Consider the following 16,770-nt stretch of genomic DNA (forward strand, 5'->3'; position numbering starts at 1 on the left):
GCATCGAGCTTGATCAACATCACTCCGCCTCGCCGTCAAGGGCCAGCCGGATCAGGCTGTCGGCGTCCAACGCGTCGATGTCCTCGACGTCTTCGCCCTGGTCGCCCATCAGGGCGTCGTCACGGACGTCGGCGAGCCGCATCAGCGCCTCCATGAGCCCGGCGTCACGGAACCTGGACAGCGGCACGGTCGCGAGCGCCTTCCGGAGTTTCTCCTCGGCGGCGTCCGTCCCGCCATGTTCAACCAGCTCCGGCAGCAGCTTCTCCTGCAGGAACGCGGCCAGTTCCGTGGGGTTGGGGTAGTCGAACACCAGCGTGGCCGGCAGTCGCAGCCCGGTGGCGGTGCTGACGCGGTTGCGCAGCTCGACCGCGGTGAGGGAATCGAAGCCCAGGTCGGTGAAGGCCCGGGTGGACTCGATCGCCTCGGCGGAGTTGTGCCCCAACACCGCTGCCACGTGGGACCGGACCAGGTCGATCAGCAGGCGCGTCCGCTCCTGCTCGGACAGCCCGGAGAGCTGCTGGCGCAGCGAGTCCGCGCCGACGGCTCCCGAGGCCGCACTGCGGCGCCCCGCCCCGGCGGTGACCAGGGCCCGCCACAGCGGCGGGACCTCCGCGCTGCGGGCGGCCTGCGCCCGCAGCCCGGCCAGGTCCAGCTTGGCCGGCACCAGCACCGCCTCGTCCCGGGCCGAGGCCAGGTCGAGCAGGGCCAGGCCTTCCTCCGCGCTCAGCGCCGCGACACCGCCGCGGCTGATGCGGGCTCGCTCGGACTCGCTCAGCCGCCCGGTCAGCGCGCTGGCGTCGGCCCACATGCCCCAGGCCAGCGAGGTGCCCGGCAGGCCGGCGGCCCGGCGGTCGGCCGCCAGCGCGTCCAGGAACGCGTTGGCCGCCACGTAGTTGCCCTGGCCGGGGCTGGAGAAGGTCGCCGCGGCCGAGGAGAACAGGACGAACTGCTCCAGGTCCAGGCCTCGGGTCAGCTCGTGCAGGTTCCACGCGCCGTCGGCCTTCGGCCGCATCACCGCGGCCAGCCGCTCCGGGGTCAGCGAGGCGATCGTCGCGTCGTCGAGGACACCGGCCGTGTGGACGACGGTCGTCAGCGGGGCCTCCGCCGGGACCGTCGCCAGGACGTCGGCCAGGGCGTCGCGGTCGGCGGCGTCACAGGCCGCGATCCGCACCCAGGCACCGAGCTGCGCCAGCTCGGCGGCCAGCGCGGCCACGCCCGGGGCGGCCGGGCCCGACCGGCCGGTCAGCACCAACCCGTCGGCGCGCCCGGTCGCCGCCAGGTGCTTGGCCACCAGGGCGCCCAGGGTGCCCGTACCACCCGTCACCAGCGCCGACTTGCCGACCTTGCCGTCGTTGCGGGGTGCGTGCAGGTCGGCGGGGACGGTGAGGACCAGCTTGCCGGTGTGGCGCGCCTGCTGCATGAAGCGGAACGCCTCGCGCGCCCGCCGCACGTCCCAGGCCCGCACCGGAAGCCCGGTCAGCTCACCGGTGGTGAGCAGTCCGACGATCTCGCCGAGCATCGCGCCCAGCCGCTCGGGGCCCGCCTCGCCCAGGTTGAAGGGCCGGTAGCCGACCCCCGGGTGCTCAGCCGCCAGGACGTCCGCGTCGCGCACGTCGGTACGGCCCATCTCGACGAAGGTCCCGCCGCGCGGCAGCAGCCGCAGCGACGCGTCCGTCAGCTCGCCCGCCAGGGAGTTGACGACGATGTCGACGCCCTCACCGCCCGTGGCCGCGAGGAAGGCCGCCTCGAACCCGGCATCGCGGGAGGAGGCGATGTGCGCCTCGTCCAGGCCCAGCCCCGCCAGCACCGGCCACTTGGCCCGGCTCGCCGTGGCGAACACCTCCAGGCCCAGGTGCCGGGCGATCCGGATCGCGGCCATGCCGACACCACCGGCACCCGCGTGCACCAGCACCCGCTGGCCCGGCTTCGCACCGGCCAGGTCGACCAGGGCGTACCAGGCCGTCATGAACGCGCTCGGGACGGCGGCCGCCTCGGCGTAGGTCCAGCCGGCCGGGATCCGCACCAGCTGGCGCGCGTCCGTCACGGCGACCGGGCCGAACGCGCCCTCCGCGACACCCATCACGCGGTCGCCGACGGCCAGTCCGGTGACGCCGGGGCCCGCTTCGAGGAGCGTTCCGGCGATCTCGCTGCCCATCACACCGCCGCCCGGGTACATGCCCAGGCCGATCAGCACATCGCGGAAGTTCAGACCCGCCGTACGGACCGCCACCCGGACCTGCCCGACACCCAGCGGCTCACCGGCCTGCGGCGCCGCCACGAGGGCCAGGCCCTCCAGCGAACCGCCGGCATCCGGCTCCAGTCGCCACAGACCACCCTCGGGCACCGCCAGCTCACCCGCCGGACGGGCCAGCCGCCGGGCGTGGGCCGCGTTGCCGCGAACGGCCAGTTCCGGCTCGCCGGTGGCGAGGGCCGTCGGCAGGACAGCTGCGGCCTGGTCGGTCGTGGCCTGGCCGCCGGTGGCGGGCAGGTCGACGAGGACCAGTCGGCCGGGGTTCTCCGACTGCGCCGAACGCAGCAGACCCCAGACGGCGGCAGCGGGCAGATCGGCGATCCGCTCACCGGCCGCGGCAGCCACACCGCCACGGGTGACGACCACCAGGCGGGCATCCTCCAGGCGCTCCTGGGCCAGCCAGTCCTGCGCCAGGCCGAGCGCCTCACCGGCAGCCCGGCGGGCACCCTCGGCCGGGTCGCCACCACCCTCCTGGTCACCGGCACAGGCTAGGACCAGAGCAGGCTCGATCTCCCCCGCTTCAGCGGCAGCGGCCACCTCGGCCAGGTCGGCGAAGGACCGCACCGGCACACCGGAGGCGTTCAGCGCCTCGGTCAGGCCGAACCGGTCGGCACCGATCAGCGCCCAGTCCCCGGACGGGGCCTCGGCACCGGCGATCGGGGCCCACTCCACGGTGAACAGGGAGTCCATCGCCGCATCCCTGGAGCGGAGTTGGTCCGCTGCCACCGCGCGGGTGATCAGCGAGGCGACCGACACCACCGGGGCTCCCGTGGCATCCGCCGCGGCGATCGTCAGACTGCCCTGGACGTCCCGGCGCAGCCGGGCCCGAAGAACAGAAGCACCGCTCGCGTGGAGTTCCACACCCGTCCAGGCGAAGGGCAGGCGCACCTTGCCCGGCTCGCCGTCCTCGGCACCGGTGACCAGGGCACTGGCGTGCAGCACCCCGTCCAGCAGCGCCGGGTGCAGGCCGAACGAGCCCGCGTCCGCGGCGACATCCTCGGGCAGCGCCACCTCGGCGAAGAGATCCTCGCCGCGGCGCCACACCGCCCGCAGCCCCTGGAAGGCGGGACCGTAGCCGTACGACGCGCCCGCGCCGGCCTCGTACACGCCGGTGACGTCCACGACCGTGGCGTCACGCGGAGGCCAGACCGCGAAGTCCTCCTCCGCGACGGCGCCACCCTCGGCCGGGGCCACCACACCACTCGCGTGCTGCACCCAGCCCTGCTGCGCCTCGGCAGCATCCGGGCGGGAGAACACCTCGACCGTCCGCCGTCCATCCTCATCGGCGTCGGCGACGACGACCTGGACCTGAACACCCGAACCGTCGGCGGGCAGGACCAGCGGCGCCTGGAGCGTCAGCTCCTCCAGCAGACCGCAGCCCACCTGGTCACCGGCCCGCACCACCATCTCCACGAACCCGGTACCGGGCAGCAGCACCGCCCCGCCGACCGCGTGATCCGCCAGCCACGGGTGGGTACGCACCGACAGCCGCCCGGTGCACACCAGCCCCGCGCCACCGGCCAGTTCAACAGCCGCACCCAGCAGCGGGTGACCCACCGCCCCCAGGCCCAGGGACACCGCGTCCCCGCCCAGCGACGGCGCAGCCGCACGCGGCCAGTAACGCTCGTGCTGGAAGGCGTACGTCGGCAGCTCGACCGACTCGGCGGACGGCAGAACAGCCGTCCAGTCGACGGGCGCGCCGTTGACGAAGGCCTCGGCCAGCGAGGTGAGCAGGCGGCTCGCACCGCCGTCGTCGCGGCGCAGGGTGCCGCAGACGGCGGCCGGTATCGACGCCGAGTCCAGCGCGACCTCTTCGAGGGTGTCGTTCATCGCACCCATCAGCACCGGGTGCGGAGTGACCTCCACGAACACCTGGTGACCCTGAGCGGCCAACGTCCGCACCGCACGGTCGAAGTGGACGGTCGCCCGCAGGCTCGCGTACCAGTACGCCGCGTCCAACTCCTCACCCGTCAGCGTCCCGCCGGTCATGGCGGAGACCATCGGCACCCGTCCACGACGCGGCGTCACACCCGCCAGGACGGAGAGGATCTCCTCCTCCAGACGGTCCACCTGCGCGGAGTGGGAGGCGTAGTCCACCGCGACCATCCGGGCGCGGACGCCCTCGGCCTCGAACTCCGCCTTCAGCTCCTCCAGACCCTCCGGATCACCCGAAACCACCACCGCCGACGGCCCGTTGACCGCCGCCAGCGACAGCCGGTCACCGAAGCGCGCGATCCGCTCCTCCACCACAGCGGCCGGGCTGCTCACCGAGAGCATCCCGCCCAGACCCGCCAGGACCTTCAGCGACTGCGAGCGCAGCGCCACCACCCGGGCACCGTCCTCGACGCTGAGCATCCCAGCGACGGTCGCAGCGGCGATCTCGCCCTGCGAGTGACCCACCACAGCGGCAGGCTCGACACCGGCGGCCTCCCAGACCGCCGCCAGCGAGACCATCACGGCCCACAGCGCCGGCTGCACCACATCCGCGGCCAGAAGCTCCGGCGCGCCCTCGGAACCGGCCAGCACCTCGTCCAGCGACCAGTCCACATACGGCGCCAGCGCCCGCGCACACTCGGCCAGACGGGCGGCGAACACGTCGCTGCAAGCGGCGAGTTCGCGACCCATACCGACCCACTGCGAACCCTGCCCAGCGAACGCGAACACCGTCCGCGCACCCGGCCGCGCCACACCCGACACCACCGCACCCGACGGCACACCGGCCGCCAGACTCTGCAGCCCGGACACCAGCTCGGCCCGCCCGCCACCGACCACGACCGCCCGGTGCTCGAACACCGAACGCGTCGTCGCCAGCGACCACGCCACCTCCGCCGGCTCCGACTCCGGCCGCGCGGACACCCAGTCGTACAGCCGCTCCGCCTGCCCGGCCAGCCCCTCGGCCGACCGGCCGGAGACCAGCCAGGCCGCGGCCTCGCCAGGCTCGACGACCTTGGCCACGTCGGCCCGGCCGTCGGCCCCGAACTCGCCGAACTCGCCGGAGTCACCGGACCCGGTCGGCTCGGCGACCGCGGGGGCCTCCTCCAGGATGACGTGCGCGTTGGTGCCGCTCAGGCCGAACGAGGACACGCCGGCTCGGCGCACCCGGCCGTTGGCCGGCCACGCCGCCGACTCCGTCAGCAGCTCCACCGCACCGGCCGACCAGTCCACGTGCGGCGACCGCTCGTCGGCGTGCAGGGTCCTCGGCAGCTGCTCGTGCTGCAGCGCCATCACCATCTTGATCACACCGGCCACACCGGCGGCTGCCTGGGTGTGCCCGATGTTCGACTTCACCGACCCGAGGCGCAACGGACCGCTGTCGCCGCGCTCCTGGCCGTAGGTCGCCAGCAGCGCCTGCGCCTCGATCGGGTCGCCCAGCTTGGTACCGGTGCCGTGCGCCTCGACCACGTCGATGTCGGCGGTCGTCAGCCCGGCGTTGGCGAGCGCGGCGCGGATGACGCGCTGCTGCGAGGGACCGTTGGGCGCCGTCAGACCGTTGGACGCACCGTCCTGGTTGGTCGCGCTGCCCCGCAGCACCGCGAGCACCTGGTGCCCGTTGCGCCGCGCGTCCGACAGCCGCTCGACCACGAGGACGCCCGCGCCCTCGGCGAAGCCCATGCCGTCCGCCTGGGCGGAGAACGCCTTGCAGCGCCCGTCCGCGGCGAGGCCGCTCTGCTCGCTGAAGCCGACGAAGCCCTCGGGGCTCACCAGGATGGTGACACCGCCGGCCAGCGCCATCGAGCACTCGCCCGAGCGCAGCGCCTGGGCGGCCATGTGCATCGCCACCAGGGACGACGAGCAGGCCGTGTCGACCGTCACGGCCGGGCCCTCCAGGCCCAGCGCGTAGGACACCCGGCCGGACAGCACGCTCGTCGCGTTGCCGGTGATCAGGTGGGCCATGCCCTCGATGTCCGCGCCGTAGCCGTAGCCGGAGGTGTACCCGCCGACGAAGACGCCGGTCGCGCTGCCGCGCAGCGACTCCGGGTCGATGCCGACCCGCTCCACGGCCTCCCAGGACAGCTCCAGCAGCAGGCGCTGCTGCGGGTCCATCGCCAGCGCCTCACGCGGGCTGATCCCGAAGAACCCGGCATCGAAGCCGCTCATGTCCTGCACGAACCCGCCGGCCTGGACGTACGAGGCGTTGCCGAGGGCCTCCAGGTCCCAGCCGCGGTCCTCCGGGAAGCCGGAGATCCCGTCCCCGCCGGAGGCCAGCAGGGCCCACAGCCCGTCGGGGTCGACCACGCCGCCGGGGTAGCGGCAGGCCATGCCGACGATCGCGATCGGCTCGTCGGCGGCGATCACGGCGGGCACGGCCGCCGGCGCGTCGGCGCCGTCCGGCACCGCCCCCAGCAGCTCCGCCTCCAGGTAGTCGGCCAGCGCCGCCGTGGTGGGGTAGTCGAACAGCAGGGTCGCGGGCAGCCGCAGGTCCGTGGCGGAGCTGAGGTCGTTGCGCAGTTCCACCGCGGTCAGCGAGTCGAAGCCGAGTTCGCTGAAGGCGCGGTTGACCCCGACCGTGTCGGACGAGGCGTGGCCGAGCACGTGCGCGGCCTTGGCCTGGACGAGCTCGGTCAGCGCCCGGCGCTGCTCGGCCCGGCCCAGGCCGGCCAGGCGGGCCGCCAGGTCCTGCTCGACGGGTGCCGCCGGGACCTCGGCGAGCATCGCGCCCAGCCGGGTGACCTCCGGCAGGTCCCGCATCAGGGGGACCTCCAGCAGGCTCGCCGCCGACTGCGGCGCCGCGAGGATGACGGACCAGTCGATGTTCGTCACCGTCAGCACGGTGTCGCGGCCGTCCAGCGCCTCGCCCAGCGCGCGGACCGCGAGCTCCGGGTCCATCACGCCTTCCCACTGGTTGCGGGCCAGCCGCTGGCGCGCCGCCTCGGAGCCCTGCGCGACACCGGCCGCCCACGGGCCCCAGGCCACGGCGAGCGCGGCCAGGCCGCGGCTGCGCCGGTTCTCGGCCACGGCGTCCAGGTAGGCGTTGGCCGCACCGTAGTTGGCCTGGCCGGGGCCGCCGGTGGTGGCCACCACGGAGGAGAACAGGACGAAGGCGTCCAGGTCCAGGTCCGCGGTCAGCTCGTCCAGGTGGGCCGCGCCGGCGGCCTTGGCCGCGAGCGCCGACTCCAGGCGGGCCGGCGAGAGGCCGTCGATCACGCCGTCGTCGAGCACCGCCGCGGTGTGCACCACCGTGCCCAGCGCGGGGCCGGTCGCGGCGATCCGCTCCAGCAGCCCGGCCAGGTGCGACCGGTCGGCCGCGTCACAGGCCACCACCTCCACGCCGGTGCCCCGGGTGGCGAGTTCGGCCGCCTGGGCCGCGACGCCGGCGGCACCGGCACCGGAACGGCTGGTCAGCACCAGTCGCTCGATGCCGCGTCCGGCGAGCCAGCGGGCGACGTACCCGGCGAGCGCACCGGTACCACCGGTGATCAGCGCGGTTCCGTTCGTCGGCTCCCAGGTCCCGGTCACCGACGGCTGGGGGGCGTGGGTCAGCCTGCGGCCCACGATCCCGGCCGGCCGCAGCGCGGCCTGGTTCTCGTCGCAGCCGGCCAGCACGGTCACCAGCTGCGCGCCGGTCCGCTCGTCCAGGACGGCCGGCAGGTCGATCAACCCGCCCCAGCGGTCCGGGTGTTCGAGGCCGACGACGCGGCCGAAGCCCCAGACCTGCGACTGCAGCGGGCTGGTCAGCACCTCGCTCGGGGAGGTGGCGACGGCACCGCGGGTGAGGATCCAGAGCGGGGCGAGGACCTCGGCGTCGCCGAGGGCCTGCACCAGGGCCAGGCTCGCGGCCAGACCCACGGTCACCACGGGGTGGGCGGGCAGGCGGGTCTCGTCGGTCGCGAGCAGCGACAGCACGCCGGACACCTCGGTGGTGCCCTGCTGCGCCGCCTGGATCAGCGTGGCGATACCGGCCCGGTCGACGGTGCCGGCCGGGACCTCGACGAAGACGACGTCGGCTCCACGGGAGGACAGCGCCGCCACGCAGCCCTGGGCCACGTCGCCGTCGATCTCCCCGGCGGGCAGGACGACCAGCCACCGGCCCGACAGTCGGGCGAGGCCGCCCGGCTCGGTCGCCGGCGACCAGGTGATGCGGTAGCGCCAGGCCTCGGTCAGCGAGCGGTCGCGCTCGCGGCGGCGCCAGGACGCCAGGGCGGGCAGCACGGCGCTGAGTTGCCGCTGGTCCTCGATCGCCAGCGTGTCAGCGATGCGGGCCAGGTCGCCGCCCTCGACGGCGGCCCAGAACGCGGCCTCCGCCTGGGTGCTCGCACCGTCGCCGCCCAGCAGGGGCACGGGTGCCTCGGCGGCCTGCAGCCAGTACCGCTGGTGTTCGAAGGCGTAGGTCGGCAGGTCCACCGGCTCGGCGGCCGGCAGGACGGTCTTCCAGTCGACCGGAAGGCCGCCGACGTAGGCCTGCGCCAGCGCGGTGACCAGACGGGCGGCGCCCGCGTTGTCCCGCTCCAGGGTGCCGACCGTCAGTACGTCCGCGACACCCGCGTCCTCCGCCGTCTCCGCGACCGCGGCAGTGAGCACCGGGTGCGTCGACACCTCGACGAACGACCCGTACCCACCGCCCAGGAGCGTGCGGACGGCCTCCTCGAAGCGCACCATCCGCCGCAGGTTCGCGTACCAGTACGCCGCGTCGACCTCGGTGCCGGTGAGCCACTCACCCGTCACCGTCGAGATCATCGGCACCCGACCCGCCCGAGGCTCGATCCCCGCCAACTCCCCGGCCAGCACCGCCTCCAGCGGCTCCACCGCCGGGGAGTGCGCGACGAAGTCCGTCGCCGGGATCCGCCACCGCAGCACCTTGCGCGAAGCCAGCTCACGCTCGAACTCCGACAACGCCTCCGGCCCACCCGACACCACCACCGCCGCCGGGCCGTTCACCGCCGCCACCGACAGACGCTCACCGAAACCGTCGACGATCTCCCGCACCGCCGCCGACGGCATCACCACCGACACCATCGAACCCTCGACGGACAGACCCGTCAGAGCCCGCGCCCGGACAGCCACCACCCGGGCCGCGTCCTCGATGCTGAGCATCCCGGCCACCGTCGCCGCGGCGATCTCACCCTGCGAATGGCCGACGACAGCGTCCGGCGTCACCCCGGCGGCCTCCCACACCGCCGCGAGCGAGACCATCAGCGCCCACAGCACCGGCTGCACGACATCCGCCGTGTCCAGCCCCGGAGCACCCTCCGCCCCCTCCAGAACCTCGGAGAGCTTCCAGTCCACGAACGGCGCCAGCGCCGCCTCGCACTCCGCCAACCGCGCCGCGAACACCGGACTCGAGAGCGCAGCCTCCCGGCCCATCCCGACCCACTGCGCACCCTGACCCGCGAACACGAACGCCGTCCGACCACCCGAACGCGCAACCCCGGACACCACCGAAGCGGACCGCGAACCCGCGACCAGCCCCCGCAGCCCGGACACCAGCTCGCCGGGCTCGGCGCCGACCACGACCGCCCGGTGCTCGAACACCGAACGCGTCGCCGCCAACGACCACGCCACCTCGCCCGGCACCAGCTCCGGACGCGCCGACACCCATCCGGCCAGCCGCTCCGCCTGCCCCGCCAGCGCCTCCGCCGTACGGCCGGACACCAGCCACGCCGCAGGCCCGCCCTCGACCACCGCGGGAGCGGCCGGAGCCGCCTCGACCTCGGTGTCCGCCGGTTCGGCGTCCGCGACCGGGGCCTCCTCCAGGATGAGGTGCACATTGGTGCCGCTCATGCCGAAGCCGGAGACACCGGCCCGGCGTACGTGCTCCCCGGTGGGCCACGCCACCGGCTCGGTCAGCAGCCGTACCTCGCCGGCCGACCAGTCCACGTGGGGGGTCGGCTCGTCCACGTGCAGTGTCTGCGGCAGCTGCTCGTTGCGCAGCGCCAGCACCATCTTCATCACACCGGCCACACCGGCCGCGGCCTGGGTGTGCCCGATGTTCGACTTCACCGAACCCAGCCACAGCGGCCGGCCCTCCGACCGCTCCTGGCCGTAGGTGGCGATCAGGGCCTGGGCCTCGATCGGGTCGCCGAGCGTGGTCGCCGAACCGTGCGCCTCCACCACGTCGACCTCGTCGGCGCGGACCCCGGCGTTGGCCAGCGCCGCGCGGATGACGCGCTGCTGGGAGGGGCCGTTGGGCGCCGTCAGACCGTTGGACGCACCGTCCTGGTTGATCGCACTGCCCCGGATCACCGCGAGCACCTGGTGCCCGTTGCGCCGGGCGTCCGGCAGCCGCTCGACCACGAGCATGCCCGCGCCCTCTGCGAAGCCGGAGCCGTCCGCCGCCGCGGCGAAGGACTTGCAGTGCCCGTCCAGCGAGATGCCGCCCGCCTTGGCGAAGGCCACGAACACGCCCGGGGTGGCGGTGACGGTGGCACCGCCGGCGAGGGCGAGCGAGCACTCGCCGGCCCGCAGGGCCTGGGCGGCCAGGTGCAGGGCGACCAGCGAGGACGAGCAGGCGGTGTCCACCGTCACCGCCGGCCCCTCCAGGCCGAAGGTGTAGGACAGCCGGCCCGAGAGCACGCTGGTCGCGTTCCCGGTCACCAGGTGCCCCTCGACGACCTCGGTGCCCTCCAGCGGCACGTCGGTCGCGTACCGGGAGCTGTAGCCGCCGATGAAGGCGCCGGTCTGGCTGCCCCGCAGCGACGCGGGGTCGATCCCGGCCCGCTCGAAGGCCTCCCAGGAGGTCTCCAGCAGCAGGCGCTGCTGCGGGTCCATCGCCAGCGCCTCACGCGGGCTGATCCCGAAGAAGCCGGCGTCGAACGCGCTGGCGTCCTGCACGAACCCGCCGGCCTGGGTGTACTCCGAGCCTTCCGGGTCGGAGTCCGGGTAGAGGCTTTCGAGGTCCCAGCCGCGGTCCCGCGGGAACGGGCCGATCGCGTCCGAGCCGGAGGCCAGCATCTGCCACAGCCCCTCGGGGGTGACCGCGCCGCCCGGGAAGCGGCAGGCCATGCCGACGATCGCGATCGGCTCGTCGGCGGCGATCACGGCGGGCACGGGCGCCGCGGAGGCGGCGACGGCGGGCAGGTCGCCCGCCAGCTCCCCGCGCAGCAGCGCGGCCAGGGCGGCCGGCGTGGGGTAGTCGAAGACCAGCGTCGCGGGCAGCCGCAGGCCGGTCTCGGCGTTCAGGCGGTTGCGCAGTTCGACGGCGGTCAGCGAGTCGAAGCCGACGTCGGTGAACGGCCGGCCGGCGTCGATCGCGTCGGCCGAGGCGTGCCCCAGGGTGGCGGCGACGTGGGCGAGGACGAGGTCCAGCAGCACCCGGTCGCGCTCCGCGCCGGAGACCGCCGCGAGCCGTCGGCGCAGCGCGTCGGCCGCGTCGGCGCCCGCGCCGGGGGCCGCGGCCGAGGCGGTGGCACGCCGGACGGACACGCCGGCCAGGGTCCGCCACAGCGGCGGGACGTCCGCGCTGCCCGAGGCCTGCGCCCGCAGCGCGGCCACGTCGAGGCGAGCGGGCATCAGCACCGCCTCGTCCCGGCCCAGCGCGACGTCCAGGACGACCAGGCCGTCCTCGGCTCCGAGCGGGACGAAGCCCCGGTCGATGCGCGAGAGGGAGGTCCGGTCGAGGTTGCGGCCGATGCCGGATTCGTGCATCCAGGGGCCGAGTTGCAGCGACATGCCCGCGAGGCCCGCGGCCCGGCGGTAGCCCGCCAGCGCGTCCAGGAAGGAGTTGGCGCAGACGTAGCTGCCCTGGCCGGCCGCGCCGAAGGTCGAGGCCGCGGACGAGAACAGGACGAAGTGCTCCAGGTCCAGGTCCCGGGTGAGTTCGTGCAGGTGCCACGCCGCGTCGACCTTCGGCCGCATGACCGCGGCCAGCCGCTCCGGCGTCAGCGACGCGATCACGCCGTCGTCGACGACGCCCGCGGAGTGGACGACGGAGCCCAGCGGGCAGTCGGCCGGGACGGCCGCCAGCACCGCGGCCAGCGCGTCCCGGTCGGCCGCGTCGCAGGCGACGATCCGGACCCAGACGCCCAGTTCCGCCAGCTCGGCCGCGATGGCGGCCACCCCGGCGGCTCCCGGGCCCGAGCGGCTGGTCAGCACCACGCCGCCGGCCCGTCCGGTCGCGGCCAGGTGGCGGGCCACCAGCGCGCCCAGGGTTCCGGTCCCGCCCGTCACCAGCAGCGAACGGGCCGCCGGATCGGCGGTCGGCTCGCTCGGCCAGAGCACCGGCACCAGTTCGCCGGAGGGGCGGGTCAGCCGACGGCCGTAGGCGTCCTGTCCGCGCAGCGCCAGCTCGGGCTCGTCGGCGGCGACCACGGTGGGCAGCAGGGCGATCTGCTGCCTGGCGTCGACGGCGGACAGGTCGACCAGGAGCAGCCGGTCCGGGTTCTCCGCCTGCGCCGAGCGCAGCAGGCCCCGGACGGAGGCCGCGGCCAGGTCCGTCGCCGCCTCGCCGAGCGCCTCCACGGCGCCGCGGGTGACGACCACCAGCCGCGCGCCGTCCAGGCACGGCTCGTCCAGCCACTCCCGCACCAGCCGCAGCGCCTCGGCGCCGGCCCGCCGGACCGTCTCCGGGAGGTCGGGGCCCGCGTCGCCGTCGATGCTCGCGTCGTGGTCCACCCCGAGCAGGGCGTCGGCGCACACCAGCACCGTGCCCGGGCCGTCCTCGCCCGCCTCGACGGCGGCGGCCAGCTCGGCGGTGCCGGTGAAGGAGCGCACCTCCACGCCCGCCGCGCCCAGCCCGTCGACCAGGCCGAAGCGGTCGGCGCCGAGCAGCGCCCAGCTGCCGGCCGGAAGGTCGGACGGAACCACCCGGGTCCAGTCCTGGACGAACAGGGAGTCGTTCAACTCGTTCTGGGAGGCTCGCAGTTGGTCCATCGAGACCAGTCGCTTCACCAGCGAGCCGACGGTCACCACCGGGGCGCCGGTGGCGTCTGCGGCGGTCAGCGACAGGCCGCCCTGGGCGTCCTGGCGCAGCCGTACCCGCAGGACGGAGGCACCGCCGGCGTGCAGCTCGACGCCGGTCCACGCGAACGGCATCGGCACCTGGCCCGGCTCGGCCTCGACGACCGGCGCGGCCAGGACCGAGGCGTGCAGGGCCGCGTCGAGCAGCGCCGGGTGCAGACCGAACGCGCCCGCCTCCTGCGCCACCGGCTCCGGCAGCGCCACCTCGGCGAACACGTCCTCACCGCGGCGCCAGGCGGCCCGCAGGCCGTGGAACGCGGGGCCGTAGACCTCGGCGAGGTGCACCGGGTACAGGTCGGTGACGTCCACCGGCTCGGCGCCCTGCGGCGGCCAGGCCACCAGGTCCTCGTCGGCCTTCCCGGTCGTCAGGACGGGGGCGACGACGCCGCTCGCGTGCAGGTCCCACGCCTGCTGCGCGCCCGCCTCCTCGGGGCGGGAGAACACCTCGACCCGGCGACGGCCCTCCGCGTCGGGCGCGGCCACGACGACCTGGAGCTGGACCCCGCTCTTGTCGGCGGGCAGCACCAGCGGTGCGTGCAGGGTCAGTTCCTCCAGCAGGCCGCAGCCCACCTGGTCGCCGGCCCGCACCGCCAGCTCGACGAAGCCGGTTCCGGGCAGCAGGACGACCCCGCCGACCGCGTGGTCGGCGAGCCACGCATGGGTGCGCAGCGACAGCCGGCCCATGCACACCAGGCCGGCGCCGCCGGCCAGTTCGATCGCCGCGCCGAGCAGCGGGTGGCCGACCGCGCCCAGGCCCAGCGACATCGGGTCGCCGCCGCCCGGGCGGGACGAGCGCAGCTCGCCGAGCGTCCCCTTCGGCCAGAACCGCTCGTGCTGGAAGGCGTAGGTCGGCAGGTCCACCTGCCCGGCGGCGGGCAGGACGGTCTTCCAGTCGACGGGGGCGCCGTTGACGAAGGCCTCGGCGAGCGAGGTGACCAGGCGGGTCGCGCCGCCGTCGTCGCGGCGCAGGGTGCCGCAGACGGCGGCGGGGACGGCCCCGGGGCCGGCGGCGCGGGTGGCCTCCTCCAGCGACTCCGTGACCGCGCCCAGCAGGACGGGGTGCGGGGAGACCTCGAGGAACACCCGGTGGCCCTGGGCGGCCAAGGTCCGCACCGCGCGGTCGAAGTGGACGGTCGCCCGCAGGCTGGCGTACCAGTACGCCGCGTCCAACTCCTCACCGGTCAGCGTCTCGCCGGTCATCGCGGAGAGCATCGGGATACGGCCCTGACGCGGTGCCACGCTCGCCAGGACGGAGCGGATCTCCTCCTCCAGGCGCTCGACCTGCGCGGAGTGCGAGGCGTAGTCCACCGCGACCAACCGGGCACGGACGCCCTCGGCCTCGAACTCCGCCTTCAGCTCCTCCAGACCCTCCGGATCACCCGAAACCACCACAGCGGACGGGCCGTTGACGGCGGCCAGCGACAGGCGGTCGCCGAAGCGCGCGATCCGCTCCTCCACCACGGCGGCCGGGCTGCTCACCGAGAGCATCCCGCCCAGACCCGCCAGGACCTTCAGCGACTGCGAGCGCAGCGCCACCACCCGGGCACCGTCCTCGATGCTGAGCATCCCGGCGACGGTCGCCGCCGCGATCTCGCCCTGCGAATGCCCGGCCACCGCCTCGGGAACCACCCCGGCGGCCTCCCACACGGCAGCCAGCGAGACCATCACCGCCCACAGCGCCGGCTGCACCACATCGGCGGCCTTCAACTCCGGCGCACCCTCGGCACCCGCCAGCACCTCGGCGAGCTTCCAGTCCACGTACGGCGCCAGCGCCGCCTCACACTCGGCCAGGCGGGCGGCGAACACCGGGCTCACCGCGGCGAGTTCACGGCCCATGCCGACCCACTGCGAACCCTGCCCCGGGAAGACGAACACCGGGCGCACATCGGCCCGGGCCACACCCGAGACGAGGGAGCCGCTGGGCAGGCCGTCGGCCAGGCTCTCCAGACCGGCCACCAGCTCGGCCCGGTCGCCGCCCACCACGACGGCCCGGTGCTCGAAGGTGGCGCGGTGGGTCGCCAGCGACCACGCCACGTCCTGTTCACCGGCCTCCGGCCGGGCCGCGACCCAGTCGCGCAACTGACCGGCCTGAGCGGCCAGTCCGTCCGCCGACCGCCCCGACACCAGCCACGCGCCGGCACCCGCCACCACCGGCGGAGCGGTCTCCTCGGCCGGCTCGGCCGCGGCCTCCTCGGCGGGCGCCTCCTCCAGGATGAGGTGGGCGTTGGTGCCGCTGCCGCCGAACGAGGACACGCCCGCGCGGCGCACCCGCTCACCGGCCGGCCAGGAGACCGGCTCGGTCAGCAGCTCCACCTCGCCCGCGTCCCAGTCGACGTGCGGCGTGGGCTCGTGCACGTGCAGGGTCTTCGGCAGCTGGCCGTTGCGCAGCGCCATCACCATCTTGATCACACCGGCCACACCGGAGGCGGCCTGGGTGTGCCCGAGGTTGGACTTCACCGAGCCCAGCCACAGCGGCTGGTCGCCGGCCCGCTCCTGGCCGTAGGTCGCGAGCAGCGCCTGGGCCTCGATCGGGTCGCCCAGCTTGGTGCCGGTGCCGTGCGCCTCCACCGCGTCGATGTCGGCGGCCGACAGCCGGGAGTTCTCCAGCGCGGCGCGGATGACGCGCTGCTGGGAGGGGCCGTTGGGCGCGGTCAGACCGTTGGACGCACCGTCCTGGTTGATCGCCGAACCGCGGATCACCGCGAGCACCTTGTGGCCGTGGCGGCGCGCGTCGGAGAGCTTCTCGACGACGATCATGCCGGTGCCCTCGGCCCAGCCGGTCCCGTTGGCGTCGTCGGAGAAGGCCCGGCAGCGGCCGTCCACCGACAGGCCCTGCTGCCGGGAGAACTCGACGAACATGCCCGGCTGGGCGAGGACGGTCACACCACCGGCGAGTGCCATCGAGCACTCCCCGGCGCGGATCGCCTGGCAGGCGAGGTGCAGCGCCACCAGGGAGGACGAGCACGCGGTGTCGACGGTGACGGCGGGGCCCTCCAGGCCCATGACGTACGACACCCGGCCCGAGAGCACGGCGGTCAGGTTGCCGGTCATCATGTGACCTTCCAGCCCGGCCGTGCCCCCCTCCGCCAGCTCCAGGTTCACCAGGTAGTTCGAGGTGAAACCACCGACGAAGACACCGGTCTTGCTGCCCTTGAGGGTCCCCGCGTCGATTCCGGCCCGCTCCAGGGCCTCCCAGGCGACTTCGAGGAGGAGCCGCTGCTGCGGGTCCATGGCGACGGCTTCGCGCGGGCTGATTCCGAAGAACGCGGCGTCGAATCCGCTCGCGTCCTTCACGAACGCCCCGGAATTGGTGTACGAGCGGCCGGACTTGTCCGGGTCCGGGTCGTAGATGCTCTCCAGGTCCCAGCCGCGGTCGGTGGGGAATTCGCCGACCGCGTCACCGCCGGACGCCAGCAGCTCCCACAGGTCCTCCGGGCTCTCGACGTTGCCCGGGTAGCGGCACGCCATGCCCACGATCGCCAGCGGCTCGTACTCTCCGGCCTCCAGCTTGTGCAGGCGCTTGCGCGTCTCCTGGAGCTCGGCCGCGGTCTTCTTGAGGTAGTCGAAAAGTTTCTCTTGGTTATCCACAGTGACCCCTTACCAAAATGCCGTCAATTAGCGCGAAG

General features: G+C 74.7%; 1 protein-coding gene. It reads right to left on the bottom strand.

Features of this window, described 5'->3' with window-relative positions:
- Positions 1-19 precede the first annotated feature (19 nt).
- Complete coding sequence (locus ACFVXG_RS22045) at positions 20-16,732, bottom strand: type I polyketide synthase (protein WP_387929892.1); 16,713 nt, start codon at positions 16,730-16,732, stop codon at positions 20-22.
- Between the last annotated feature and the right edge of the window lie 38 nt (positions 16,733-16,770).

This window comes from Kitasatospora sp. NPDC058162 (assembly GCF_042884005.1).
Classification (GTDB): domain Bacteria; phylum Actinomycetota; class Actinomycetes; order Streptomycetales; family Streptomycetaceae; genus Kitasatospora.